We start from the raw sequence: 18,234 nt of genomic DNA on the forward strand, positions 1-18,234 counted from the left end.
GGGAACTTTCACTGCCCGTCCCTGTCTGAACTGGTCCGATGCGTACCTTCCTGCGTCTACCGCTGGCCCTGCTGATCGCCCTTGGCGCGATCACGGGCGTGCATGCGCAGAGCAAGGACACCCGCACCGTCATTCCGGTCTGGAACAAGGGCAGTGGCAAGGTCGAGGCCCTGCTGTACCTGGAACCGACCGGTGAACAGGCCGTGGGCGCACGCTGGCATTTCGGCCGCAATTCGCTCGATGCCGCCTTCGGCCTGTCTTCAGGCGACTCGCTCGGCCTGCTGTGCAACAGCAGCAGCGGCTCCAGCATCAGCGGCTTGGCCAGCCATTGCATGCTGGCCAGCCTGGGCGACGACGACGATGCCATCGGCTCCAACCGGCGTCTGACCGGCACCGCCGCGCTCAACCGTGGCACCGGCCGCCTGGGAATCACTGCCGGCACCGGCCGCGAGACCCTGCCCGCCTGGCTGGCCGCGCCCAGCAAGACCCCATCGCTGCGCGCCGAACAGAATGACCTGACCGTGTTCGCACAGAAAAACATCGGTCGCGAAGGCTTTGTCTCCATCGCCGGCACCTATGCCAAGGCACGCCTGGTACCCCTGGCTGACGCCTCACCGGCCATCGTTGACCGCTGGGACAGCAAGAGCCTGAGCCTGGGCGCCGGCTACGGCAATTTCAGCGGCAGCATCATCGGCCGCGTGGTTGACGTTCCCGGCAAGCCCGGCAAGTGGGAAGGCCTGGGCATCGGCCTGACCTGGCGCACCCCGTGGTCCGGCCAGCTCACCGTCGGCGCGGAAAACGTCATCAGCCGCGGCAAGAACCCGTTCTCCCCGCGCAACGAAAGCAACGATGACGGCACCGTGCCGTACGTGCGCTACGAGCAGGATCTGTAGTCGCTCATCGACTGCGAACAAGCTGTGTTGAACATCGGGCGCCCAGGGGCGCCCGAATTGTTTCTGGACGCATCTGTCAAGTGCGAAAAGCACCCATCCGTTACAAACGGATACATCACGACATGCATCAACTGAAACTTTTTTGTGCGTCGAGGGCAGGCAGGCGCGGTTGCGCCCCTTCCCACATTCAGATAACTCATTGAAATAAAAGAAATCAAAGCGCATTCATGTGTAACCACAGCGTGAATTAACGCAGCTTTAATTTTTGGCTGGGGGCCGTTACTATCGATTCAGCCTCGCGATTTTGGAGCCTTCTTTTTTGGCACCGCCGCGCAGGCACTACCCCAGCCAAGATTTCTTGGAGAGAGAGAGCCAATGAATTTCCAGTCCAACAAGCTGCGTGACGCTGTCGTCGTCGCGCTGATCGCCGGTGCGGCGACGTCCGTAACGGCCCAGGCGCAGGAAGCGACCAACCTGGATCGCATCTCGGTGACCGGTTCGCGCATCAAGAGCACCGACATCGAAACCTCGCAGCCGGTCCTGAGCCTGACCCGCGCCGACATCGAAAAGCAGGGTGTGACCTCGGTCGCCGACATCCTGCAGCGCGTTGCCGCCAACGGTGCCGCCCTGAACCGCACCTTCAACAACGGCGGTGACGGCTCGGCCGGTATCAGCCTGCGCAACCTCGGCTCGGACCGTACCCTGGTGCTGGTCAATGGCCGTCGCTGGACCACTGGTCTGGACGGCAGCGTCGACCTGAACACCATCCCGACCGCGATGATCGAGCGCATCGACATCCTGAAGGACGGCGCTTCGACCATCTATGGTTCGGATGCCATCGCCGGCGTGGTGAACATCATCACCAAGCAGAACTTCGACGGCGCCGAAGCGAACTTCTACAAGGGCCAGTACAGCGACGGTGACGGCGAGCGTGAAGCAGCCGATTTCACCATCGGCACCACCACCGATCGCGCATCGCTGATGCTGGGTGTCTCCTACGTCAAGGAAGGCAAGGTCATGGCCGGCGATCGCAAGATCTCCGCCGGTGGCCCGCCGTTCTTCGACGGCCAGAGCAGCACCGGCATGCCGGGCTCCTACATCCGCAACGACGAGCGCTATGTGCTGATCAACGGCGTGGAGACGCCGTTCAACGCCAACGTCCACGGCTACAACACCGCCCCGGACAACTACCTGTTGACCCCGCAGGAACGTACGTCGCTGTTCGCTTCTGGTTCGTACAACGTTACCGACAACATCACCTTCCGTACCGAGGCGATGTACAACGAGCGCAAGTCCGAGCAGCTGCTGGCGGCCATGCCGGTCACCAGCATGCGCCTCAGCGCCAACAGCATGTACAACCCGACGGGTGAAGACCTGACCGGCGTCAACCGTCGTTTCAATGAAAGCGGCGGCCGTTCGTTCAACCAGAACGTCAAGAACTGGCACTTCTACGGTGGCTTCGAAGGCTTCTTCGAGTTCGCGGACCGTAACTTCGACTGGGATGTCGGCTACCGCTACGACAAGACCGACCAGAACGACCTGACCTACGGCCTGTTCAATCTGGCCAACCTGCGCAACGCTTACGGCCCGTCCGAAATGCGTGGCGGCGTGCCGGTCTGCGTCACCGCCCCGGGCGGCGACATCATTCCGGAGTGCGTGCCGGTCAACGCTCTGGGCCCGGAAGGCTCGATCAGCCAGGCCGCGCTCGACTACACTTCGTTCACCGCACACGATTCGGCCAGCCTGGTGTCCAAGGGCTACTACGCCAACATCTCCGGTGAAATCGTGCAGCTGCCGGCCGGCGCTCTGGCCTTCGCTGCCGGTTACGAGTACCGCAAGGAGACCGGTCAGTTCGATCCGGACGCCTTCATCGCTGCAGGCCTGAGCACCGGCAACGGCGCAAAGCCGACCAAGGGCGGCTACGACCTGGATGAAGTCTTCCTGGAACTGTCGATCCCGGTGCTGGCCGACCTGCCGGGCGCCAAGCTGCTCGACTTCAGCGCGGCGACCCGCTACTCGAAGTACAGCAACTTCGGCAATACCACCAACAACAAGTTCGGTTTCCGCTGGAAGCCGATCGACGACCTGATGATCCGCGGCAACTACTCGGAAGGCTTCCGCGCGCCGAGCATCAGCAACCTGTATGGCGGTGACGGCGACTCGTTCGAAACCTACGCCGATCCGTGCGCGGCTGCCAACGGCCCGACCGGTGCGGTGCTGGCCCAGTGTATCGCCCAGGGCGTTCCGGCTGGCTTCGTCCAGCCCAACACCAAGGACGACGATGGCGTTCCGCAGTCGGGCGCGGCCCAGACTGCCGAGCCGTTCACCTGGAAGTCGAACCCGAACCTGAAGCCGGAAACCTCGACCAGCAAGACGCTGGGCCTGGTGTGGAGCCCGAGCTTTGTCAGCGGCCTGAACGTGACCCTGGACTGGTGGCAGATCAAGATCGAAGACGCCATCACCCGTCCGGCGATCCAGGACATCATGAACTACTGCTACGGTGGTTCCCCGGCAGAACAGGCCGCGTACTGCGGTCTGATCACCCGTGATCCAGCCTACGGCACCATCGAAGAACGCTACACCATCACCAACGTCGACATGCCGCTGCAGAATCTGGCGTCGTACAAGGTGGAAGGCTGGGATCTGGGCGTGCTGTACCGCCTGCCGGAAACCTCGTTCGGCCAGTTCACCGTCAGCTGGGACAGCACCTACCTTTCCAAGTGGGAAACCAAGGCCACCGAAGATTCCGAGGTGGAAGGCCGCCAGGGTCGCTATCTCGACCAGGATCCGTACTGGCGCATCCGCTCCAACCTGTACGTCGACTGGTCCTTCGGCGACTTCGGCGTCAATTACGGCCTGCGTTACAAGTCCGGCATGACCGAAGACTGCCTGCTGGGCGGCGCACTGCGCAGCTACTGCTCCGATCCGGATGGCCGCAAGAACCACATGGGCTCGACCACTTACCACGACATCCAGGTGCGCTACAACACCCCGTGGAAGGGCACGATCATGCTGGGTCTGAACAACGCATGGGACAAGCAGCCGCCGGTCTCTTACTCGACCTCGTACAACATGTTCGACCCGCAGTACGACCTGCCGGGCCGCTACATGTACATGCAGTACAAGCAGAAGTTCTGATCGCTCCACTGATCAGCTGATGCAGCAACGGCCCCGCAAGGGGCCGTTGTTTTTTGTGCGCTCGTTGCTGGCGTCAACACCAACGAAAAAGGCCGCGGCACTGCCGCGACCTTTCTGCGTCCAGCGATGAAGAACGCTCAGCCGTTCGGAATCAGCGTGTCGATCAGGTGTTCGACATACGCTTCGAAATCCTCGCGCGCCTGCTTGGGCTGCTGCAGCTGCAGCGACAACTGCAGGAAGCCCACATACGCTGCATACGCAAGGCGTGCGCGATGGCGTGCATCGGTCGAGCTCAGGCCCGCCTGGCGGAATGAGGCGATCAGGTAATCGAGCCGTCGCTGCGACACTCGGTCGATCACCGGCCGCACCATCGGATGGTCCAACGCTTTCAGCAGCTCGCTGTAGATGATGTGCGGCTGCACTTCGTGCGCCACCATCTGGAACAGCTGGCGCAGGCGCACGCGCGGATCCGGCACGTCTTCCAGGCTGCCGAACACCTGTTCCTGCTCGAACAGTTCCCAGCGTTCCAGCGCGGCCTGCAGCAGTGCATCACGCGAGGGGAAATGCCAGTAGAAACTGCCCTTGGTCACGCCAAGGCGGCGCGCCAGCGGCTCCACCGCGACGGCGCTCACACCTTGCTCGGCAATCAGATCGAGGGCCGCCTGGGCCCAGTCTTCGGCACTCAGGCGGCTGTTGCGGCCGGCACGCGGTTCGCCGGCGGAAGCGTCAGGTTGATTCATGTGCTGATTTAACCATACGCCGGGGTTCGTTGCAGTACGCGGTTGCGGCCGAAACCGTCGGCAGCCGAGCCGAGAGGCATTCCCGCAGCGCACCATACCGTGCAGTATTGACATCCTGCCGAACCCATCCATACTAGCGAGTATGGTTACGTCCCCTACTCCCGCTGCATTCCATGACCTGCGCCTGGAGGCGGCCCACGGTGCCTCGCTGGCGGCAACCGCCAGCACCTCCGGCCGTCGCGGGCGCGTATTGTTCGCGCATGGATTTGGCCAGACCCGCCATGCCTGGACGACTACGGCCAAGGCATTGTCGGCTGCCGGCCTGCAGACCCTGGCTTACGACGCCCGGGGGCACGGCGATTCCGACTGGAATGCGGCCGATCTGGCGTACCACGGTGAGCAGTTCGCCGATGACCTGATCGTGCTGGCCGGCGAACAGCCGCGACCGCCGGTGCTGGTGGCCGCCTCGATGGGTGGCCTGTTCGGCCTGCTGGCCGAATCGCGCTGGCCAGGCCTGTTCTCGGCCATGGTGCTGGTGGATATCACCCCGCGCTGGGATACCGCTGGCGTCGAGCGCATCCTCGCCTTCATGACCGCGCATCCGGAAGGATTCGCCTCGCTGTCGCAGGCTGCCGATGTGATTTCGGCCTATGCGCCGCATCGCCCGCGCAAGTCCGAAGACTCACTGCGCGCGCTGCTGCGCGAAGATGGCCACGGTCGCTGGCGCTGGCACTGGGACCCGCGCCTGGTGGCCGAACTGGCACGTGACAGCGAGCAGCACCAGGACGCACTGGCCGAAGCCGCGCGCCAGGTGAAGTGCCCCCTGCTGCTGGTCAGCGGTGGCCGCAGCGATCTGGTCACCCCGCAGACGGTGGCCGAATTCCTGGCATTGGCGCCACACGCACGCCACGTACAGTTGCCGCAGGCCACGCACATGGTCGCCGGTGATGACAACGACGCCTTTACCGCTACTGTGTTGGACTATCTGGACGTGTTGCCCGCAGCGGATGCTGCAGCTTCGTCCGCCATAAACGAGCACGTCACCGGAGCACGCTCATGAGCCTCGTCATTCCCTTCCTCGCCCTGCTGCTGGCAGGCGCGTTCGTCGCCTACCACCGCATGCGCCTGCTGACCTGGACGCTGATCAGCGTGGCCCTGCTGGTGGCCTGCTGGTTCATCCCCTACGTCAACCAGACCGCCACGATCGTCGCTGCCGCGATACTGGCCGTGATCGTCGTGCCGCTGCTGCTGCCGTTCATCCGCAAGCCGCTGCTGACCGGCCCGATGATGAAGGTGTTCCGCAAGGTGCTGCCGCCGCTGTCGCAGACCGAGCGCATCGCCCTGGAAACCGGCTCGGTCGGCTTCGAAGGCGAACTGTTCACCGGTGATCCGGACTGGAACATCCTGCTGAACTACCCCAAGCCGCAGCTGACCGCTGAAGAACAGGCCTTCCTCGATGGCCCGGTCGAACAGCTGTGCACGATGGTCAACGACTGGGAAATCACCCACGTCCATGCCGACCTGCCGCCGGAACTGTGGGCCTTCATCAAGAAGAACAAGTTCTTCGGCATGATCATTCCGAAGGAATACGGCGGCCTGGGCTTCTCCGCGCTGGCCCACCACAAGGTGATCCAGAAGCTGGCCTCGGTGTCTTCGGTGGTCAGTTCCACCGTCGGCGTGCCCAACTCGCTGGGCCCGGGTGAACTGCTGGTGCATTACGGCACCCAGGAACAGAAGGACCAGTACCTGCCGCGTCTGGCCGATGGCCGTGAAGTGCCCTGCTTCGGCCTGACCGGTCCGTTCGCCGGCTCCGACGCGACCTCGATTCCCGACTATGGCATCGTCTGCAAGGGCGAGTGGAACGGCGAGCAGGTGCTCGGCGTCAAGCTGACCTTCGACAAGCGCTACATCACCCTGGCGCCGGTCGCCTCGCTGATCGGCCTGGCCTTCCGCATGTACGATCCGGATGGCCTGATCGGCCAGACCCGCGACATCGGCATCACCCTGGGCCTGCTGCCGCGCGAGACCGCCGGCGTCGAGATCGGCCGTCGCCACTTCCCGCTGAACTCGACGTTCCAGAACGGCCCGATCCGCGGCAAGGACGTGTTCATTCCGCTGACCCAGCTGATCGGTGGCGCTGCGATGGCCGGCAAGGGCTGGAACATGCTCAACGAGTGCCTGGCCGTGGGTCGTTCGATCACCCTGCCTTCCACCGCCAGCGGCGGTGCCAAGGCCGGTGCCGCAGTCACCGGCGCCTATGCGCGCATCCGCAAGCAGTTCGGCCTGTCGGTCGGCCGCTTCGAAGGCGTGGAAGAAGCGCTGGCCCGCATCGGTGGCAAGGCGTACAAGATCAGCGCGCTGTCGCAGGCCACCGCCGCTGCTGTGGACCGCGGTGACGTGCCGTCGGTGCCGTCGGCGATCGCCAAGTACCACTGCACCAACATGAGCCGCGAAGTCATCTCGGACATGATGGACGTGATCGGCGGCAAGGGCATCATCCTGGGGCCGCGCAACTTCGCCGGCCGCAGCTGGCAGGCCGCGCCGATCGCCATCACGGTGGAAGGCGCCAACATCATGACCCGCAGCCTGCTGATCTTCGGCCAGGGTGCGATCCTCTGCCACCCGTGGGTGCTGAAGGAAATGAAGGCCGCGCAGGACCCCGACACCCGTGCGGGCCTGCAGGACTTCGACCGCAGCCTGTTCGGCCACATCCGCTACGGCATCTCCAACGCCGTTCGTTCGTTCTGGTTCGGCCTGACCGGCGCACGCTTCGGCGCTGCCCCGGGCGACGCCTACACCCGCCGCTACTTCCGCAAGCTGGACCGTTACTCGGCCAACCTGGCGCTGATGGCCGACATCTCGATGATGACGCTCGGCGGCAAGCTGAAGTTCAAGGAATCGCTGTCCGGCCGCCTGGGCGACGTGCTGAGCCATGTCTACATGACCAGCGCCATGCTCAAGCGTTACCACGACGAAGGCGCGCCGCAGGCGGACCAGCCGCTGCTGGCCTGGGCCTTCCATGACAGCGTGCACAAGATCGAGGAATCGCTGTCGGCTGCCCTGCGCAACTTCCCGATCCGTCCGATCGGCTGGTTGATGTGGGCACTGATCTTCCCGCTGGGCCGTCGTGCCGAGGCCCCGGGCGACCGCCTGAGCCGTCGCGTGGCTGCGCTGCTGATGGCCCCGAACGAAGCCCGCGACCGCCTCGCCAGCGGCGTGTTCCTGACCCCGTGCGAGAACAACCCGGGTGGCCGCATCAACAGCTACCTGAGCAAGGCGATCATGGCCGAGCCGGTGGAGCGCAAGTTCCTGAAGGCGCTGAAGAGCAAGGGCATCGAGGCGCTGGACTTCAACAGCCAGCTCGACGAGGCCGTGGCCGAAGGCGTGATCACCCAGGACGAGCGCAGCCTGCTGGAAGAGCTGCGTACGCTGACCCTGGACACCATCACCGTGGATGACTTCGACACCCACGAACTGCGTGCGGCCAGCTACTACGACCGCCAGAACAAGGACCCGCACTCGCAGGCGGCCTGATCGCCCGCGACACGCGTTGCCTCGACGGCGGGCCTGGCCCGCCGTCGCTTTGTCCGCCGACCGGAAACCGCCATGTCCACGCCCCTGCTTTCGCTCTATCACCGCCTGCAGCGCTGGCCTGCCGGCACCTGGCTGTTCTCGCGCGCGGTGTGCTTCAAGGCGCCCTATTTCGCCAGCATCGCCCCGCGCATCACGCGCCTGGAGAACGGCCGCTGCGAGGGCACGCTGGCCGACCGCCGCAAGGTGCGCAACCACATCGGCACGGTGCACGCGATCGCAATGTGCAACCTGGCCGAACTGACCGCCGGGCTGATGGTCGATGCGTCGCTGCCCAAGGGCATGCGCTGGATCCCGAAGGGCATGCAGGTGCAGTACCTGGCCAAGGCGCGCGGCACGCTGCAGGCGACGGCATTGCCGGCGCAGCCGATCGTGGTGGCGACCGAAGGCTATGCGTTGCCGGTGACGGTGAGTGTGCGCGACCGCGCGGGGACGGAGGTGTTCAGCGCGGTCATCGACATGTGGGTGTCGCCGGCGAAGTGATGTTGCCGCGAACGGCGCAGCCCCTCGTGGGTGGATGCTGAAAAGCGGTTCATCGGTTGGGCCGGAGGGGTGGGATGCCCAGGGGACGCCGTGAATACGTCCCTGTAGGCTCGGGCGCGCCATCCATGGCGCTTACGCCCCTGCGCATCCCATCCCTCCGGCCTCTGACAGATCGCTGCGGCGTCCACCCACGCAAGAGAAAAAGAAGAGCAAAAGCAAAAACAAAAGCGGCCCGGTGGCCGCTTTTTTCATGCGCGCAGAACCCACGAACGCAGCGACCCGCTGTTGCTCTTGATCTTCTTTTCTTCTTCGTGGGCTGGCCGCGCACGGAACCTGTCAGGGGTCGGGCGGGTGGGCCGTGCAGGGGCGTTGGCGCCATGGATGGCGCCATCGAGCTTACAAGGACGTACTTGCAGCGTCCCCTGCACGGCCCACCCGTCCCACCAAACACATGAACTGCTCTACGCGACCAACCCACGAGGGGCTGTGCCGTTGGCCGGAAATCACGCCAGTGCGCGAAACACCAACGCCAGGATCGCCGGCACCGCCTGGATCATGAAGATGCGTCGGCTCACGCTGTAGGCGCCATAGCACCCCGCCACCACCACGCACACCAGCGAGAACGTCACCAGCACCGGCTGCGCCAGCACCAGCCCCACCACGATGCCCGCCGCCAGGAAGCCGTTGTACAGGCCCTGGTTGGCCGCCAGCACGCGCGTGGTCTCCGCCTTCTCCGGTGAATTGCGGAACGTCTTCAGGCCCAGCGGCCGGGTCCACAGGAACATCTCCAGCACCAGGAAATAAACGTGCAGCAGAGCGACCAGCAGGGTCAGGGCGAGCGCGATCCAGTACATGGGCAGTTCCTTGGACAGGGATGGAGAATGGGGTCGGATCCCTTACCCTGTGGGAAAGGGATCCGACCCCGGAAAATCAACGGTCGCGCGGCAGCTTCTTCTCTTCGCGCAGCACACCGAACGCCGCCAGGGTCATCAAGCCGGCGACGACCACGCCACCGACGAACACCACGTGCGAACCGAACAGCGACAGCCCCTTGTGCAGCCAGGCGAAGGTCAGGTCGGCGCCGCGGTACACCACCGTGTCGATCGCTGCGCCGGCCTTGTAGCGCCACTGCCGGTCCACGCGGGTGTAGATGGTTTCGCGGGCCGGCTTGGCCAGGGCGAACTCGCTGGCGCGGGTCATCACCTGCACCACCGCCACCATCAGCGGCATCGGCGATGCGGCCAGCACCGAGAAGCCGATCAGGATCGCAAAACCGGGAATCAGCAACGCCGGGGCGATGCCGTGGCGCGACAGCAACCAGCGGGTCAGCCCGAGCTGCATCAACAGCGCCAGCGCGTTCACCGCCAGGTCGATGCGCGAGAAGAAGGCGGTGGCAGCGCCTGCATCGTTGAACGAGGCACGTACGATGCTGGCCTGCTGGTTGTACAGCAAGGTGCCGACACCCACGCCGAACACCACCATGATCGCCAGCCAGCGCAGCAGGGGCTCGCGCACGATCAGCTTCAGGCCATCGAGCACGCTGCCGCCCATCGGCTGCTCACCCGACACCAACTGCTGCTCACGCTCGCGCAGCACCGCCCAGTGGCGCAGGCGCCAGATGCACAACAGGCATACGACCAGGAAGCCGGCCGAAACCAGCATCAGGTTGGCGATGCCCACCCGCTGCACCAGCGCACTGGTGATGATCGGGCCGAGGAAGGCGCCAACAGTGCCGGCCGCACCGATGTAGCCGTAGTAGGCCCGCGCCTGCGCATTGGAGAACACATCGGCCATGAAGCTCCAGAACACCGCGACCGCAAACAGGTTGAACACGGTGATCCAGAAGAAGAACGCCATGCCTCGCCCGGGTACGCCGCTGTCGAACAGTGCGTAGAAGCCCAGCAGGGTGGCGATGAAGAAGCCGTATACCGCCGGCAGGAACACCCGCCGCGGGAAGCGGCTGACCAGCCAGCCATAGACCGGCTGCAGCACCAGCATGATCACGAACACGCAGGAGAACAGGAACTGCAGGACGAAGTCCTTCAGGGCGATGCCATGGCTGGCGAACCAGGCGATCAACGCCGCCGGGAACACCGTCTCCAGGTCGGCCGAAGCGGCCATCGCCTCACGTACCGGCCGCAGCACGTAGTAGCCGCTGAGCAGGCAGAAGAAGTACAGGAACGACCACCACAGCGCCGGCGACTCGCGCAGCGCGGCCAGCAGGCCCTTCAGTGCCCCGCTCTCCCGCGCCGCGCTCACGCGGCTCCCCTCGCCCGCAAACGGCGGTTGGACAGCGGCATGGCAGGCTCCGGGGGCAGTGAAGCGCGTACGTTATCCAATGCACTGCAACATCGCCAGCGCAGGCGGCGCCGATGGCTGCAACGCAGTGTCACGGACTGGGCCGGCGGACACCTTGTGATACACGCTTTTCTGGCGTCAAAAATCCAACTTTTTCAACGAGATGCGCATTCATCTTCGCTTTGTTTGTGCACAGGCGAAAAGCGGCGCTAGAATCATCCCCAGCAGTCGCGCACGGGTTCCAACCGATGAAAAAGAACAGCCTGCGTCGTCCGATCCGTTCGGCGGCCACCGGTTTGCTGGGCATGTTGATGCCCCTTGCCTTGTCCACCACCGCGCAGACCCCGCCGGCGTTGCCGCCGATGCCGACCAACATCGAAACCGCCGCCGGTGGCGCCGTCGCTCACACCCGGCCTGCGGCCTACCGCACCGGGCTGGTGCCGCAGGTGCAGTTGCCGGCTGCCGGTTTCAACGTCGCCAACATCGAATCGATGGCGCAGCAGCTCACCTATGGCGAGCGCGTGCCGGGCATGGCAGTGGCCATCGTGCAGGGCGGCCGCGTGCTCAGCGCGCGCGGCTACGGTGTCACCGACGTCAACAACCCGTTGCCGGTCGATGCCCACACCGTGTTCCGCCTGGCGTCGCTGTCCAAGGCCTTCGCCGGCACCATGGCTGGCCTGCTGGTCAACGATGGCACCCTGCGCTGGGACAGCAAGGTCACCGACTACGTGCCGGGCTTCCGCCTGAACTCGCCGGAGGCCACCGACCGCCTGACCGTGGCCGATGTACTCAGCCACCGCGTCGGCCTGCCGTACAACGCCTATGACCGCGACATCGAAGGCAATGCCGAGTACTACGCGCTGACCCAGAAGCTGGCCAACACCAGCCTGAAGTGCCTGCCGGGCGACTGCTACGCCTACCAGAACGTGGCCTTCAGCCTGATCGGCGACGTCGTGTATGCGGCCTCCGGCAGCTTCTACGAGCAGTCGGTCGAACGCCGCATCTTCAAGCCGCTGGGCATGAACGATGCCAGCCTCGGCCTGGCCGGCATCCAGGCCAGCTCGCGCTGGGCGCGCCCGCACGTGCGCAGCCGCAATGGCTGGGTATCGCTGACGCCGAAGCCGACCTATTACCGCGTCGCCCCTGCTGCCGGCGTCAACGCCAGCGCCAGTGACATGGCGCAGTGGTTGCTGGCCCATACCGGCCACCGTCCGGACGTGCTGCCGGCGCCGCTGCTGGCCACGCTGCACTCCAGCCTGATCAACACACCGGGCGAGATGCGTTCGGGCTGGCGCCGCGAACGCCTGCACTCGGCCGGCTACGCGCTGGGCTGGCGCACCTTCGACTACGCCGGTCACGATGTCGTGTTCCATGCCGGCGCGGTGCAGGGCTACCGCGGCCTTGTTGCACTGGTGCCCGAGCGCGACCTCGGCATCGCCATCATGTGGAACGGCGAAAGCGGCCTGCCCAGCGGCCTGCTGCCGACCGTGCTCGACGCAGCCCTCGGCCTGCCGTCGCAGCGTTGGCTGGACGTGGACACCGACTTCGGCAGCGACAACCTGATGGCCGAGGGCGCCACCCCGGCACAGCAGGACAAGCGCAAGGGCAAGGGTGCCTCGGGCAACCGCGCGGTGGCCTCGCCGCGCTGAGCTGGCGAGCTCGACGTTAAGCAGAAGGGCGGCCCTCGGGTCGCCCTTTTTCGTATGCGCTTGCGCGTCTTCCACGTGACGCCAAGCCCTTGCCGTTCGTGCCGGAGGTTAGTGGGCGAAGTAGTGCATTCCGCCATCCACCGGAATCACCGCCCCGGTGATGTACCCCGCCAACGGCGACGCCAGGAACGCAACCAGGTGCGCGACCTCCTCTGGTTCGCCGAAACGCCCCATCGGGATGTTGCGGGCGATGAACTCACGCCGGCTCTCTTCCGTGGGATGCAGCCGATCCAGGATCTGCGCGCTGTTGATCCGCCCCGGCGCGATCGAGTTGATGGTGATGCCCTCGCCCGCCACATCGCAGGACAGCCCCTTGCTCCACAGATGCAGCGCCGCCTTCGCCGGGCTCGCGGCATTCACCGCACGCGGCTCCATCGACCCGCTGAGGTTGATCACACGCCCCCAGCCATTGGCCCGCATCGACGGCAGCAACGCCTGCGTCAGCCGTCGTGCCGCCGAGAAGTTCAGTGCCATCGCCTCGTCCCACACCTCGTCTGCTGCGGCCACCCCGGCCATCCGTGCACCACCAGCCGCGTTGACCAGGATGTCCACGTGCTGCAGCGCCTGCAGCGAAGCGCTGGCGATGCGCTGCACATCGTCAGCGTCGGTCAGATCGCCCACCAACACGACGGGTACCGGTCCACCCGCCGCCTCGATTGCGGCCGCCACCGATTGCAACGGCGCCTGCCGCCGCGCGGTGATCGCCACGCGCACACCCTGCCTCGCCAGTACCCGCGCAACACCTGCGCCGATGCCACTGCCTGCGCCGGTGACCAGCGCGGTACGTCCTTCAAGATCCAGTTTCATGTGTTGCCCTGCCAGGTTCTCCGGCCCATCTGGCCGTGCGGACATGCTCTTTGAACACCCTCGATTGATAAACTCCGGCGAGGTTTCAACATTCAGAACCCGGGGTGTCAGATGAACCTGTTGGAGAGCATGCAGGTCTATGTGCTGGCCGTGGAAAAGGGCAGCCTCAGTGCCGCGGCATCGGCACTGGCCATCTCCGCGACGATGGCCGGCAAGCACCTGCGCGCCCTGGAAGAACGGCTGGGCATGCAGCTGTTGAACCGCACGACCCGTCGGCAGCACATGACCGCTTTCGGTGAGGCCTACTACGGCCGCTGCAAAGAGATCCTGCGCCTGGTGGAGGAAACCGATGCGCAGGCCCAGCACCACCATCTGGCACCGGCGGGCACGCTGCGGATCAGTGCACCGGTGATCTTCGGCACCCATGCGCTGGTGCCGGCACTGTCGACCTACATGGACCGCTACCCCGAGGTCAGTGTCGAACTGGTCCTGACCGATCGCGTGGTCGAACTGGCCGATGAGGGATTCGAGGCCGCCATCCGCATCGGCACGCTTGCCGACGCCACGCATCTGGTGGCGCGCCCGCTCAGCCCCTACCGGCTGACCCTGTGTGCATCACCGGCCTATCTCGCACGGCATGGCACGCCGCACAACGCGCAGGAGCTGCAGCAGCATCAATGCCTGTCGCTGGATCCGGCTGCGCTGTCGCACTGGCTGGGCAACGAAGTGGCATTGCCAGCGCCGCCTTCGGGACGGTTGCAGATCAACAACGGCGAAGCGTTGCGACTGGCCGCGCTGCAGGGCCTGGGCATCATCCTGCAGTCGAGCCTGCTGCTGGCAGCGGACATCGATGCGGGTGGCCTGGTCCCGTTGCTGCCGGAACATGGCCGGCGCGGTCGGCCCATGCACGTGGTCTATCCGCACGACCGTTATCACTCGACCCGGCTGCGCAGCTTCGTGGATTTCCTGGTCGAGCGGTTTCCCTGCGACGCAGCGGGTGAACGCAGCTGGCCAGGCGCAGGCAGCCCATAAAAAAACCCCCTCCCCGCTGGGCAGTCGGGGAAGGGGTCTCAGGGTACGGCTATCGGGAAGTACTTAGATCAGCGGTGCCGGAGTTGCCGGAAGGGCCACCGGAGCGGCCTTCTTCTTGCGGGCGGCCGGCTTGCGCTTGGCAACCTTCTTGGCAGCCTTCTTCGGGGCAGCCTTCTTGGTCGCCTTCTTCGCAGTCTTCTTCACTGCCTTCTTGGCGGTCTTCTTTGTCGCCTTCTTCACTGCCTTCTTGGCGACCTTCTTGGCCGGCTTGCGGGCAGTGGTCTTCTTGGCGGCTTTCTTGGCAGTCTTCTTGGTGGCCTTCTTGGCTACCTTCTTGACGGCCTTCTTCGCGGTCTTCTTTACGGCCTTCTTGGCAGCGGACTTCTTGGCTACCTTCTTGGCCGCCTTCTTCACTGTCTTCTTCGCCGTGGCCTTCTTGGCGACCTTCTTGGCAGCCTTCTTCACTGCCTTCTTGGCAGTCGCCTTCTTCGCGACCTTCTTCACTGCCTTCTTGGCAGCGGCCTTCTTGGCGACCTTCTTCACCGCTTTCTTGGCGGCGGGCTTTTTCTTCGCAGCTTTCTTGGTTGCCATGGTGATGGCTCCTCGTCAGTGATAGGGAGTTGAAACGCCCAGGTGGATCAAACCCGCCCATGCTGCGTGCGGGGACCGCCGGCGCGTCGGGCGCGCCGTTACGGATGCGGTGATGCCCGCCACGATCGGCGGAGCAGGCATCGGAACAGGGGTTGCCTTGCATTTCTCGAGGGGAAGCGGGGCCATCTCCACCGTCGTCAGGATCGCGGTGGTCTTCGAGGGGCTGCTTCGCATCGGACGATTGATTCTGCGCACTCGGTTTGGCAGGCAAGGTCTGCTGAGGCGAAACCTAATCACGGTTTTTTTTACTGTCAACAACCCCCGCGAAAAATTTTCACATCCGCCGCGTCCCGGAAGCCCTTCCCGCGCCTGCCGATGTTCCTCCGCGAGCGCCGGCAAACACTGCATCGCGCATCGTCGCTGCCATCGACTGCGCACGAACAGCGAAGAAAAAACACTTGAAATAAGCACTCTGCGTCATGTAGGGGCCTGAAGCGGAACACTACGCGGCGGCGCGGCCATGCATGGCAACGCACGCGCCAACGCCAGCACAACGGACCTGCAACAAGGCCAAAAACTTTTCACATCCGGGCGCGCCGCCGCGGGGGTGGAAACGCGGATTTGCGCAAAACTGCGCACGCCTTTTGCCCGCGCTCAACACCGACTGATGCCATGGCGATGGCATGCGGCGAACCGGCCGGCATAAGTTCGAAGCCTCCCCCAAAACGAAAACGGCCACCCGAGGGTGGCCGTTTTCGTACCGGGGAAACGACGACTCAGTGCTCTTCGTCTTCCAGGCCTTCGGCGTACGCGTCCGGGTCCAGCAGCTCGTTGAGCTCGTCGCTGTTGGACACTTCGACGACGAACATCCAGCCATCGCCGTAGGCGTCTTCGTTGATGGTTTCCGGCTTGTCGGCCAGTGCCGAGTTGACCTCGACGATGGTGCCGCTGATCGGGCTGTAGACGTCGGAGGCGGCCTTCACCGACTCGACGACCGCGATCTGCTCGTTGGCCTTGGCGGTCGCGCCGACTTCGGGCAGCTCGACGTAGACCAGGTCACCCAGCAGGCCCTGGGCGTGGTCGGAAATACCGACGGTCACGCGGCCATTGCCTTCGACACGGGCCCACTCATGGGACTTGAGGAACTTGAGGTCGCCGGGGATCTCGCTCATGGGACTGCTCCAGAGATATGCAGGGGGTGGAAAAAACGGGGCTAGTGTAACCAACCGGCCGCCACTGCTGGCAGTGACGACCGGCATGTTTGGATCAGGCGTCGCCAAGCACGCCGGGCTGGGCCTGGCCTTCGCGCACGAACGGGAACTTGACCACCCGCACCGGCACCTGACGGCCGCGGATGTCGACGGTGACCTGACCGAGTTCACCGGCCGGCACGCGCGCGAATGCGATGCCCTTGGCCAGGGTCGGCGAGAAGGTGCCGGACAGGATCTCGCCCTGGCCGCCGGCAGTGGTGACCGCCTGGCCATGGCGCAGCACGCCCTTCTCATCCATCACAAGGCCGATCATCTGACGTGCGTTGCCAGCCGCCTTCTGCGCCTCCAGCACGTCGCGGCCGATGAAGTCGCGGCCCTCGTCCAGCGACACCGTCCAGGCCAGCGCCGCTTCGTAGGGGCTGATTGCTTCGTCCATGTCCTGTCCGTACAGATTCATGCCGGCTTCCAGGCGCAGGGTATCGCGCGCGCCAAGACCGGCCGGCTTCACGCCGGCAGCAAGCAGGCGGTTCCAGAACGCGACCACGGCATCCTGCGGCAGCAGGATCTCGAAACCGTCTTCGCCGGTGTAGCCGGTGCGGGCGACGAACAGTTCAACGCCGTCGTCGGACTGCACCTGCAGCGCGGCGAAACGGCCGAGCTTGCCCAGCGACTCACGGTCGGCTTCGCGGGCCAGGCCGATGACGATGTCGCGCGCCTGCGGCCCCTGCACGGCGAGGATCGCCAGGTCTGGACGCTGTTCGACCGAGACGTTGAACGGCGCAGCCTGCTCGCGCAGCCACGCCAGATCCTTCTCGCGGGTGGAGGCGTTGACCACCATGCGGAAGAAGTCCTCGCCCAGGTAATAGACGATCAGGTCGTCGATGACGCCGCCCTGCGGATTCAGCATGCACGAGTACAACGCCTTGCCGGTGGCCTTGAGCTTGTCGACCGAGTTGGCCAGCAGGCGGCGCAGGAACGGCTTGACCTGGTCGCCGCGCAGGTCGACCACGGTCATGTGGCTGACGTCGAACACGCCCGACTCACGACGCACCAGATGGTGCTCGTCCAGCTGCGAGCCGTAGTGGATGGGCATGTCCCAACCCCCGAAATCGACCATCTTGGCGCCAAGGGCGCGGTGGGTATCGTTGAGCAGCGTCTTCTGGGTCATGACCGGGTCCGGCAGCAGAGGAAACAAGAACGCGCATTATCCCAGATCGGTCGGCCGCAGGTCGCGCCGCAGCGCAGCGGGGGGATGTTGGCCGGCCTGCGGCCGGCGGGCGCTTTCTACAAGCCAGGGCGCAAAGCGCAAAGCCGAAGCGCGTCGGCTCTGGGTTCTCTCGGCTTGGTCGGAGCAGCGTGGGCACGCGGGGGACGCCGTAAACCCATCCCTGGGGGCTTGGCCGCCGCATCCATGCGGCGGACACCCCCGCGCGCCCACGCTGCCCCTCCCTTCCGGAGTTCCCGGTGACGGGACGGAAGGCAAGAGCGGTTGTGGATGTCGATACATATATGGAGAGAAGGGTCGGAGCCTTTCCTGCGGAAAGGGATCCGCCCCCGGGCACACAGAGCGCAGCGACCGGCGTTTGCTTCCCGCTTTTGATTTCTTTTCCGTGGTCTGGACGCGCACGGAAACTGTCGGGGGTCGGGCGGGTGGACTGGGCAGGGGTGTCCGCGGCATGGATGCCGCGGCCAAGCCTACAAGGACGTACTTGCGGCGCCCCCTGCACAGCCCACCCGCCCG

Annotated in this window: 15 protein-coding genes; 8 read left to right on the forward strand and 7 right to left on the reverse strand. The window is 65.1% G+C overall.

The window, feature by feature from the left end:
* Positions 1-38 precede the first annotated feature (38 nt).
* Positions 39-893, forward strand: a complete 855-nt coding sequence (locus M2299_RS12960; RefSeq protein WP_099785096.1) for a hypothetical protein — start codon at positions 39-41, stop codon at positions 891-893.
* A gap of 375 nt (positions 894-1,268) precedes the next feature.
* The gene (locus M2299_RS12965) at positions 1,269-4,031 is read left to right on the forward strand and encodes a TonB-dependent receptor (RefSeq protein WP_025877809.1); all 2,763 of its coding nucleotides are present in this window, start codon (positions 1,269-1,271) and stop codon (positions 4,029-4,031) included.
* 137 nt (positions 4,032-4,168) lie between these two features.
* Here M2299_RS12965 and M2299_RS12970 read toward each other — a convergent pair whose 3' ends face one another.
* Positions 4,169-4,771 (reverse strand): TetR/AcrR family transcriptional regulator, encoded by a 603-nt coding sequence (locus M2299_RS12970; RefSeq protein ID WP_025877807.1) that lies wholly within the window; start codon positions 4,769-4,771, stop codon positions 4,169-4,171.
* Between the two features lie 142 nt (positions 4,772-4,913).
* Between M2299_RS12970 and M2299_RS12975 the strand changes: the two genes are divergently transcribed.
* The 3 genes from M2299_RS12975 to M2299_RS12985 all read left to right on the forward strand — a co-directional run bounded on the left by M2299_RS12975 (position 4,914) and on the right by M2299_RS12985 (position 8,845).
* The gene (locus M2299_RS12975; protein WP_280884483.1) at positions 4,914-5,831 is read left to right on the forward strand and encodes an alpha/beta hydrolase; all 918 of its coding nucleotides are present in this window, start codon (positions 4,914-4,916) and stop codon (positions 5,829-5,831) included.
* On the forward strand, positions 5,828-8,305 hold the full coding sequence (locus M2299_RS12980; RefSeq protein ID WP_025877803.1) for an acyl-CoA dehydrogenase: 2,478 nt from the start codon (positions 5,828-5,830) through the stop codon (positions 8,303-8,305). The genes M2299_RS12975 and M2299_RS12980 overlap by 4 nt, the downstream gene beginning before the upstream one ends.
* 72 nt (positions 8,306-8,377) lie before the next feature.
* Entirely contained in the window at positions 8,378-8,845 is a 468-nt protein-coding gene (locus M2299_RS12985) for a hotdog fold domain-containing protein (protein ID WP_025877801.1), read from the forward strand.
* Between the two features lie 503 nt (positions 8,846-9,348).
* Here M2299_RS12985 and M2299_RS12990 read toward each other — a convergent pair.
* Both M2299_RS12990 and M2299_RS12995 read right to left on the reverse strand, forming a co-directional pair.
* Positions 9,349-9,699, reverse strand: a complete 351-nt coding sequence (locus M2299_RS12990) for a DUF1304 domain-containing protein (RefSeq protein WP_033831781.1) — start codon at positions 9,697-9,699, stop codon at positions 9,349-9,351.
* Between the two features lie 76 nt (positions 9,700-9,775).
* Positions 9,776-11,104, reverse strand: coding sequence for an MFS transporter (locus tag M2299_RS12995; protein ID WP_099843351.1), 1,329 nt, complete (start codon positions 11,102-11,104; stop codon positions 9,776-9,778).
* 287 nt (positions 11,105-11,391) lie between these two features.
* Between M2299_RS12995 and M2299_RS13000 the strand changes: the two genes are divergently transcribed.
* Positions 11,392-12,792: a serine hydrolase domain-containing protein gene (locus M2299_RS13000; protein WP_280884484.1), complete on the forward strand. Its 1,401-nt coding sequence runs from the start codon at positions 11,392-11,394 to the stop codon at positions 12,790-12,792.
* Positions 12,793-12,900: 108 nt separating this feature from the next.
* Here M2299_RS13000 and M2299_RS13005 read toward each other — a convergent pair whose 3' ends face one another.
* Positions 12,901-13,659 carry an SDR family oxidoreductase gene (locus M2299_RS13005; RefSeq protein ID WP_280884485.1) on the reverse strand — a complete coding sequence of 253 codons (759 nt, stop codon included), beginning with the start codon at positions 13,657-13,659 and terminating at the stop codon, positions 12,901-12,903.
* A gap of 111 nt (positions 13,660-13,770) precedes the next feature.
* On the opposite strand from M2299_RS13005, the gene M2299_RS13010 reads away from it, so the two are divergent.
* Complete coding sequence (locus M2299_RS13010; protein ID WP_280884486.1) at positions 13,771-14,691, forward strand: LysR substrate-binding domain-containing protein; 921 nt, start codon at positions 13,771-13,773, stop codon at positions 14,689-14,691.
* A 63-nt stretch (positions 14,692-14,754) separates the two neighbouring features.
* On the opposite strand, the gene M2299_RS13015 is transcribed toward M2299_RS13010, so the two are convergent.
* Complete coding sequence (locus tag M2299_RS13015) at positions 14,755-15,282, reverse strand: hypothetical protein (RefSeq protein ID WP_025877789.1); 528 nt, start codon at positions 15,280-15,282, stop codon at positions 14,755-14,757.
* Between the two features lie 112 nt (positions 15,283-15,394).
* Here M2299_RS13015 and M2299_RS13020 point away from each other — a divergent pair, with 112 nt between their 5' ends.
* On the forward strand, positions 15,395-15,775 hold the full coding sequence (locus tag M2299_RS13020; protein WP_280884487.1) for a hypothetical protein: 381 nt from the start codon (positions 15,395-15,397) through the stop codon (positions 15,773-15,775).
* Between the two features lie 283 nt (positions 15,776-16,058).
* On the opposite strand, the gene gcvH is transcribed toward M2299_RS13020, so the two are convergent.
* Both gcvH and gcvT read right to left on the reverse strand, forming a co-directional pair.
* On the reverse strand, positions 16,059-16,454 hold the full coding sequence (gcvH, locus tag M2299_RS13025) for a glycine cleavage system protein GcvH (protein WP_025877788.1): 396 nt from the start codon (positions 16,452-16,454) through the stop codon (positions 16,059-16,061).
* A 94-nt stretch (positions 16,455-16,548) separates the two neighbouring features.
* On the reverse strand, positions 16,549-17,661 hold the full coding sequence (gene gcvT / locus M2299_RS13030) for a glycine cleavage system aminomethyltransferase GcvT (protein ID WP_025877786.1): 1,113 nt from the start codon (positions 17,659-17,661) through the stop codon (positions 16,549-16,551).
* Positions 17,662-18,234 lie beyond the last annotated feature (573 nt).

The organism is Stenotrophomonas sp. 1278 (assembly GCF_029892765.1).
Lineage (GTDB): Bacteria > Pseudomonadota > Gammaproteobacteria > Xanthomonadales > Xanthomonadaceae > Stenotrophomonas > Stenotrophomonas indicatrix.

Coding starts and splice junctions, on each gene's coding strand:
- gcvH (WP_025877788.1), bottom strand. CDS start 16,454: ATGAGCGAGATCCCCGGCGACCTCAAGTTCCTCAAGTCCCATGAGTGG.
- M2299_RS12970 (WP_025877807.1), bottom strand. CDS start 4,771: ATGAATCAACCTGACGCTTCCGCCGGCGAACCGCGTGCCGGCCGCAAC.
- M2299_RS12980 (WP_025877803.1), top strand. CDS start 5,828: ATGAGCCTCGTCATTCCCTTCCTCGCCCTGCTGCTGGCAGGCGCGTTC.
- M2299_RS12965 (WP_025877809.1), top strand. CDS start 1,269: ATGAATTTCCAGTCCAACAAGCTGCGTGACGCTGTCGTCGTCGCGCTG.
- M2299_RS13020 (WP_280884487.1), top strand. CDS start 15,395: ATGCCCGCCACGATCGGCGGAGCAGGCATCGGAACAGGGGTTGCCTTG.
- M2299_RS13000 (WP_280884484.1), top strand. CDS start 11,392: ATGAAAAAGAACAGCCTGCGTCGTCCGATCCGTTCGGCGGCCACCGGT.
- M2299_RS12990 (WP_033831781.1), bottom strand. CDS start 9,699: ATGTACTGGATCGCGCTCGCCCTGACCCTGCTGGTCGCTCTGCTGCAC.
- M2299_RS13010 (WP_280884486.1), top strand. CDS start 13,771: ATGAACCTGTTGGAGAGCATGCAGGTCTATGTGCTGGCCGTGGAAAAG.
- M2299_RS12975 (WP_280884483.1), top strand. CDS start 4,914: ATGGTTACGTCCCCTACTCCCGCTGCATTCCATGACCTGCGCCTGGAG.
- M2299_RS13005 (WP_280884485.1), bottom strand. CDS start 13,659: ATGAAACTGGATCTTGAAGGACGTACCGCGCTGGTCACCGGCGCAGGC.
- gcvT (WP_025877786.1), bottom strand. CDS start 17,661: ATGACCCAGAAGACGCTGCTCAACGATACCCACCGCGCCCTTGGCGCC.
- M2299_RS12985 (WP_025877801.1), top strand. CDS start 8,378: ATGTCCACGCCCCTGCTTTCGCTCTATCACCGCCTGCAGCGCTGGCCT.
- M2299_RS12960 (WP_099785096.1), top strand. CDS start 39: ATGCGTACCTTCCTGCGTCTACCGCTGGCCCTGCTGATCGCCCTTGGC.
- M2299_RS13015 (WP_025877789.1), bottom strand. CDS start 15,282: ATGGCAACCAAGAAAGCTGCGAAGAAAAAGCCCGCCGCCAAGAAAGCG.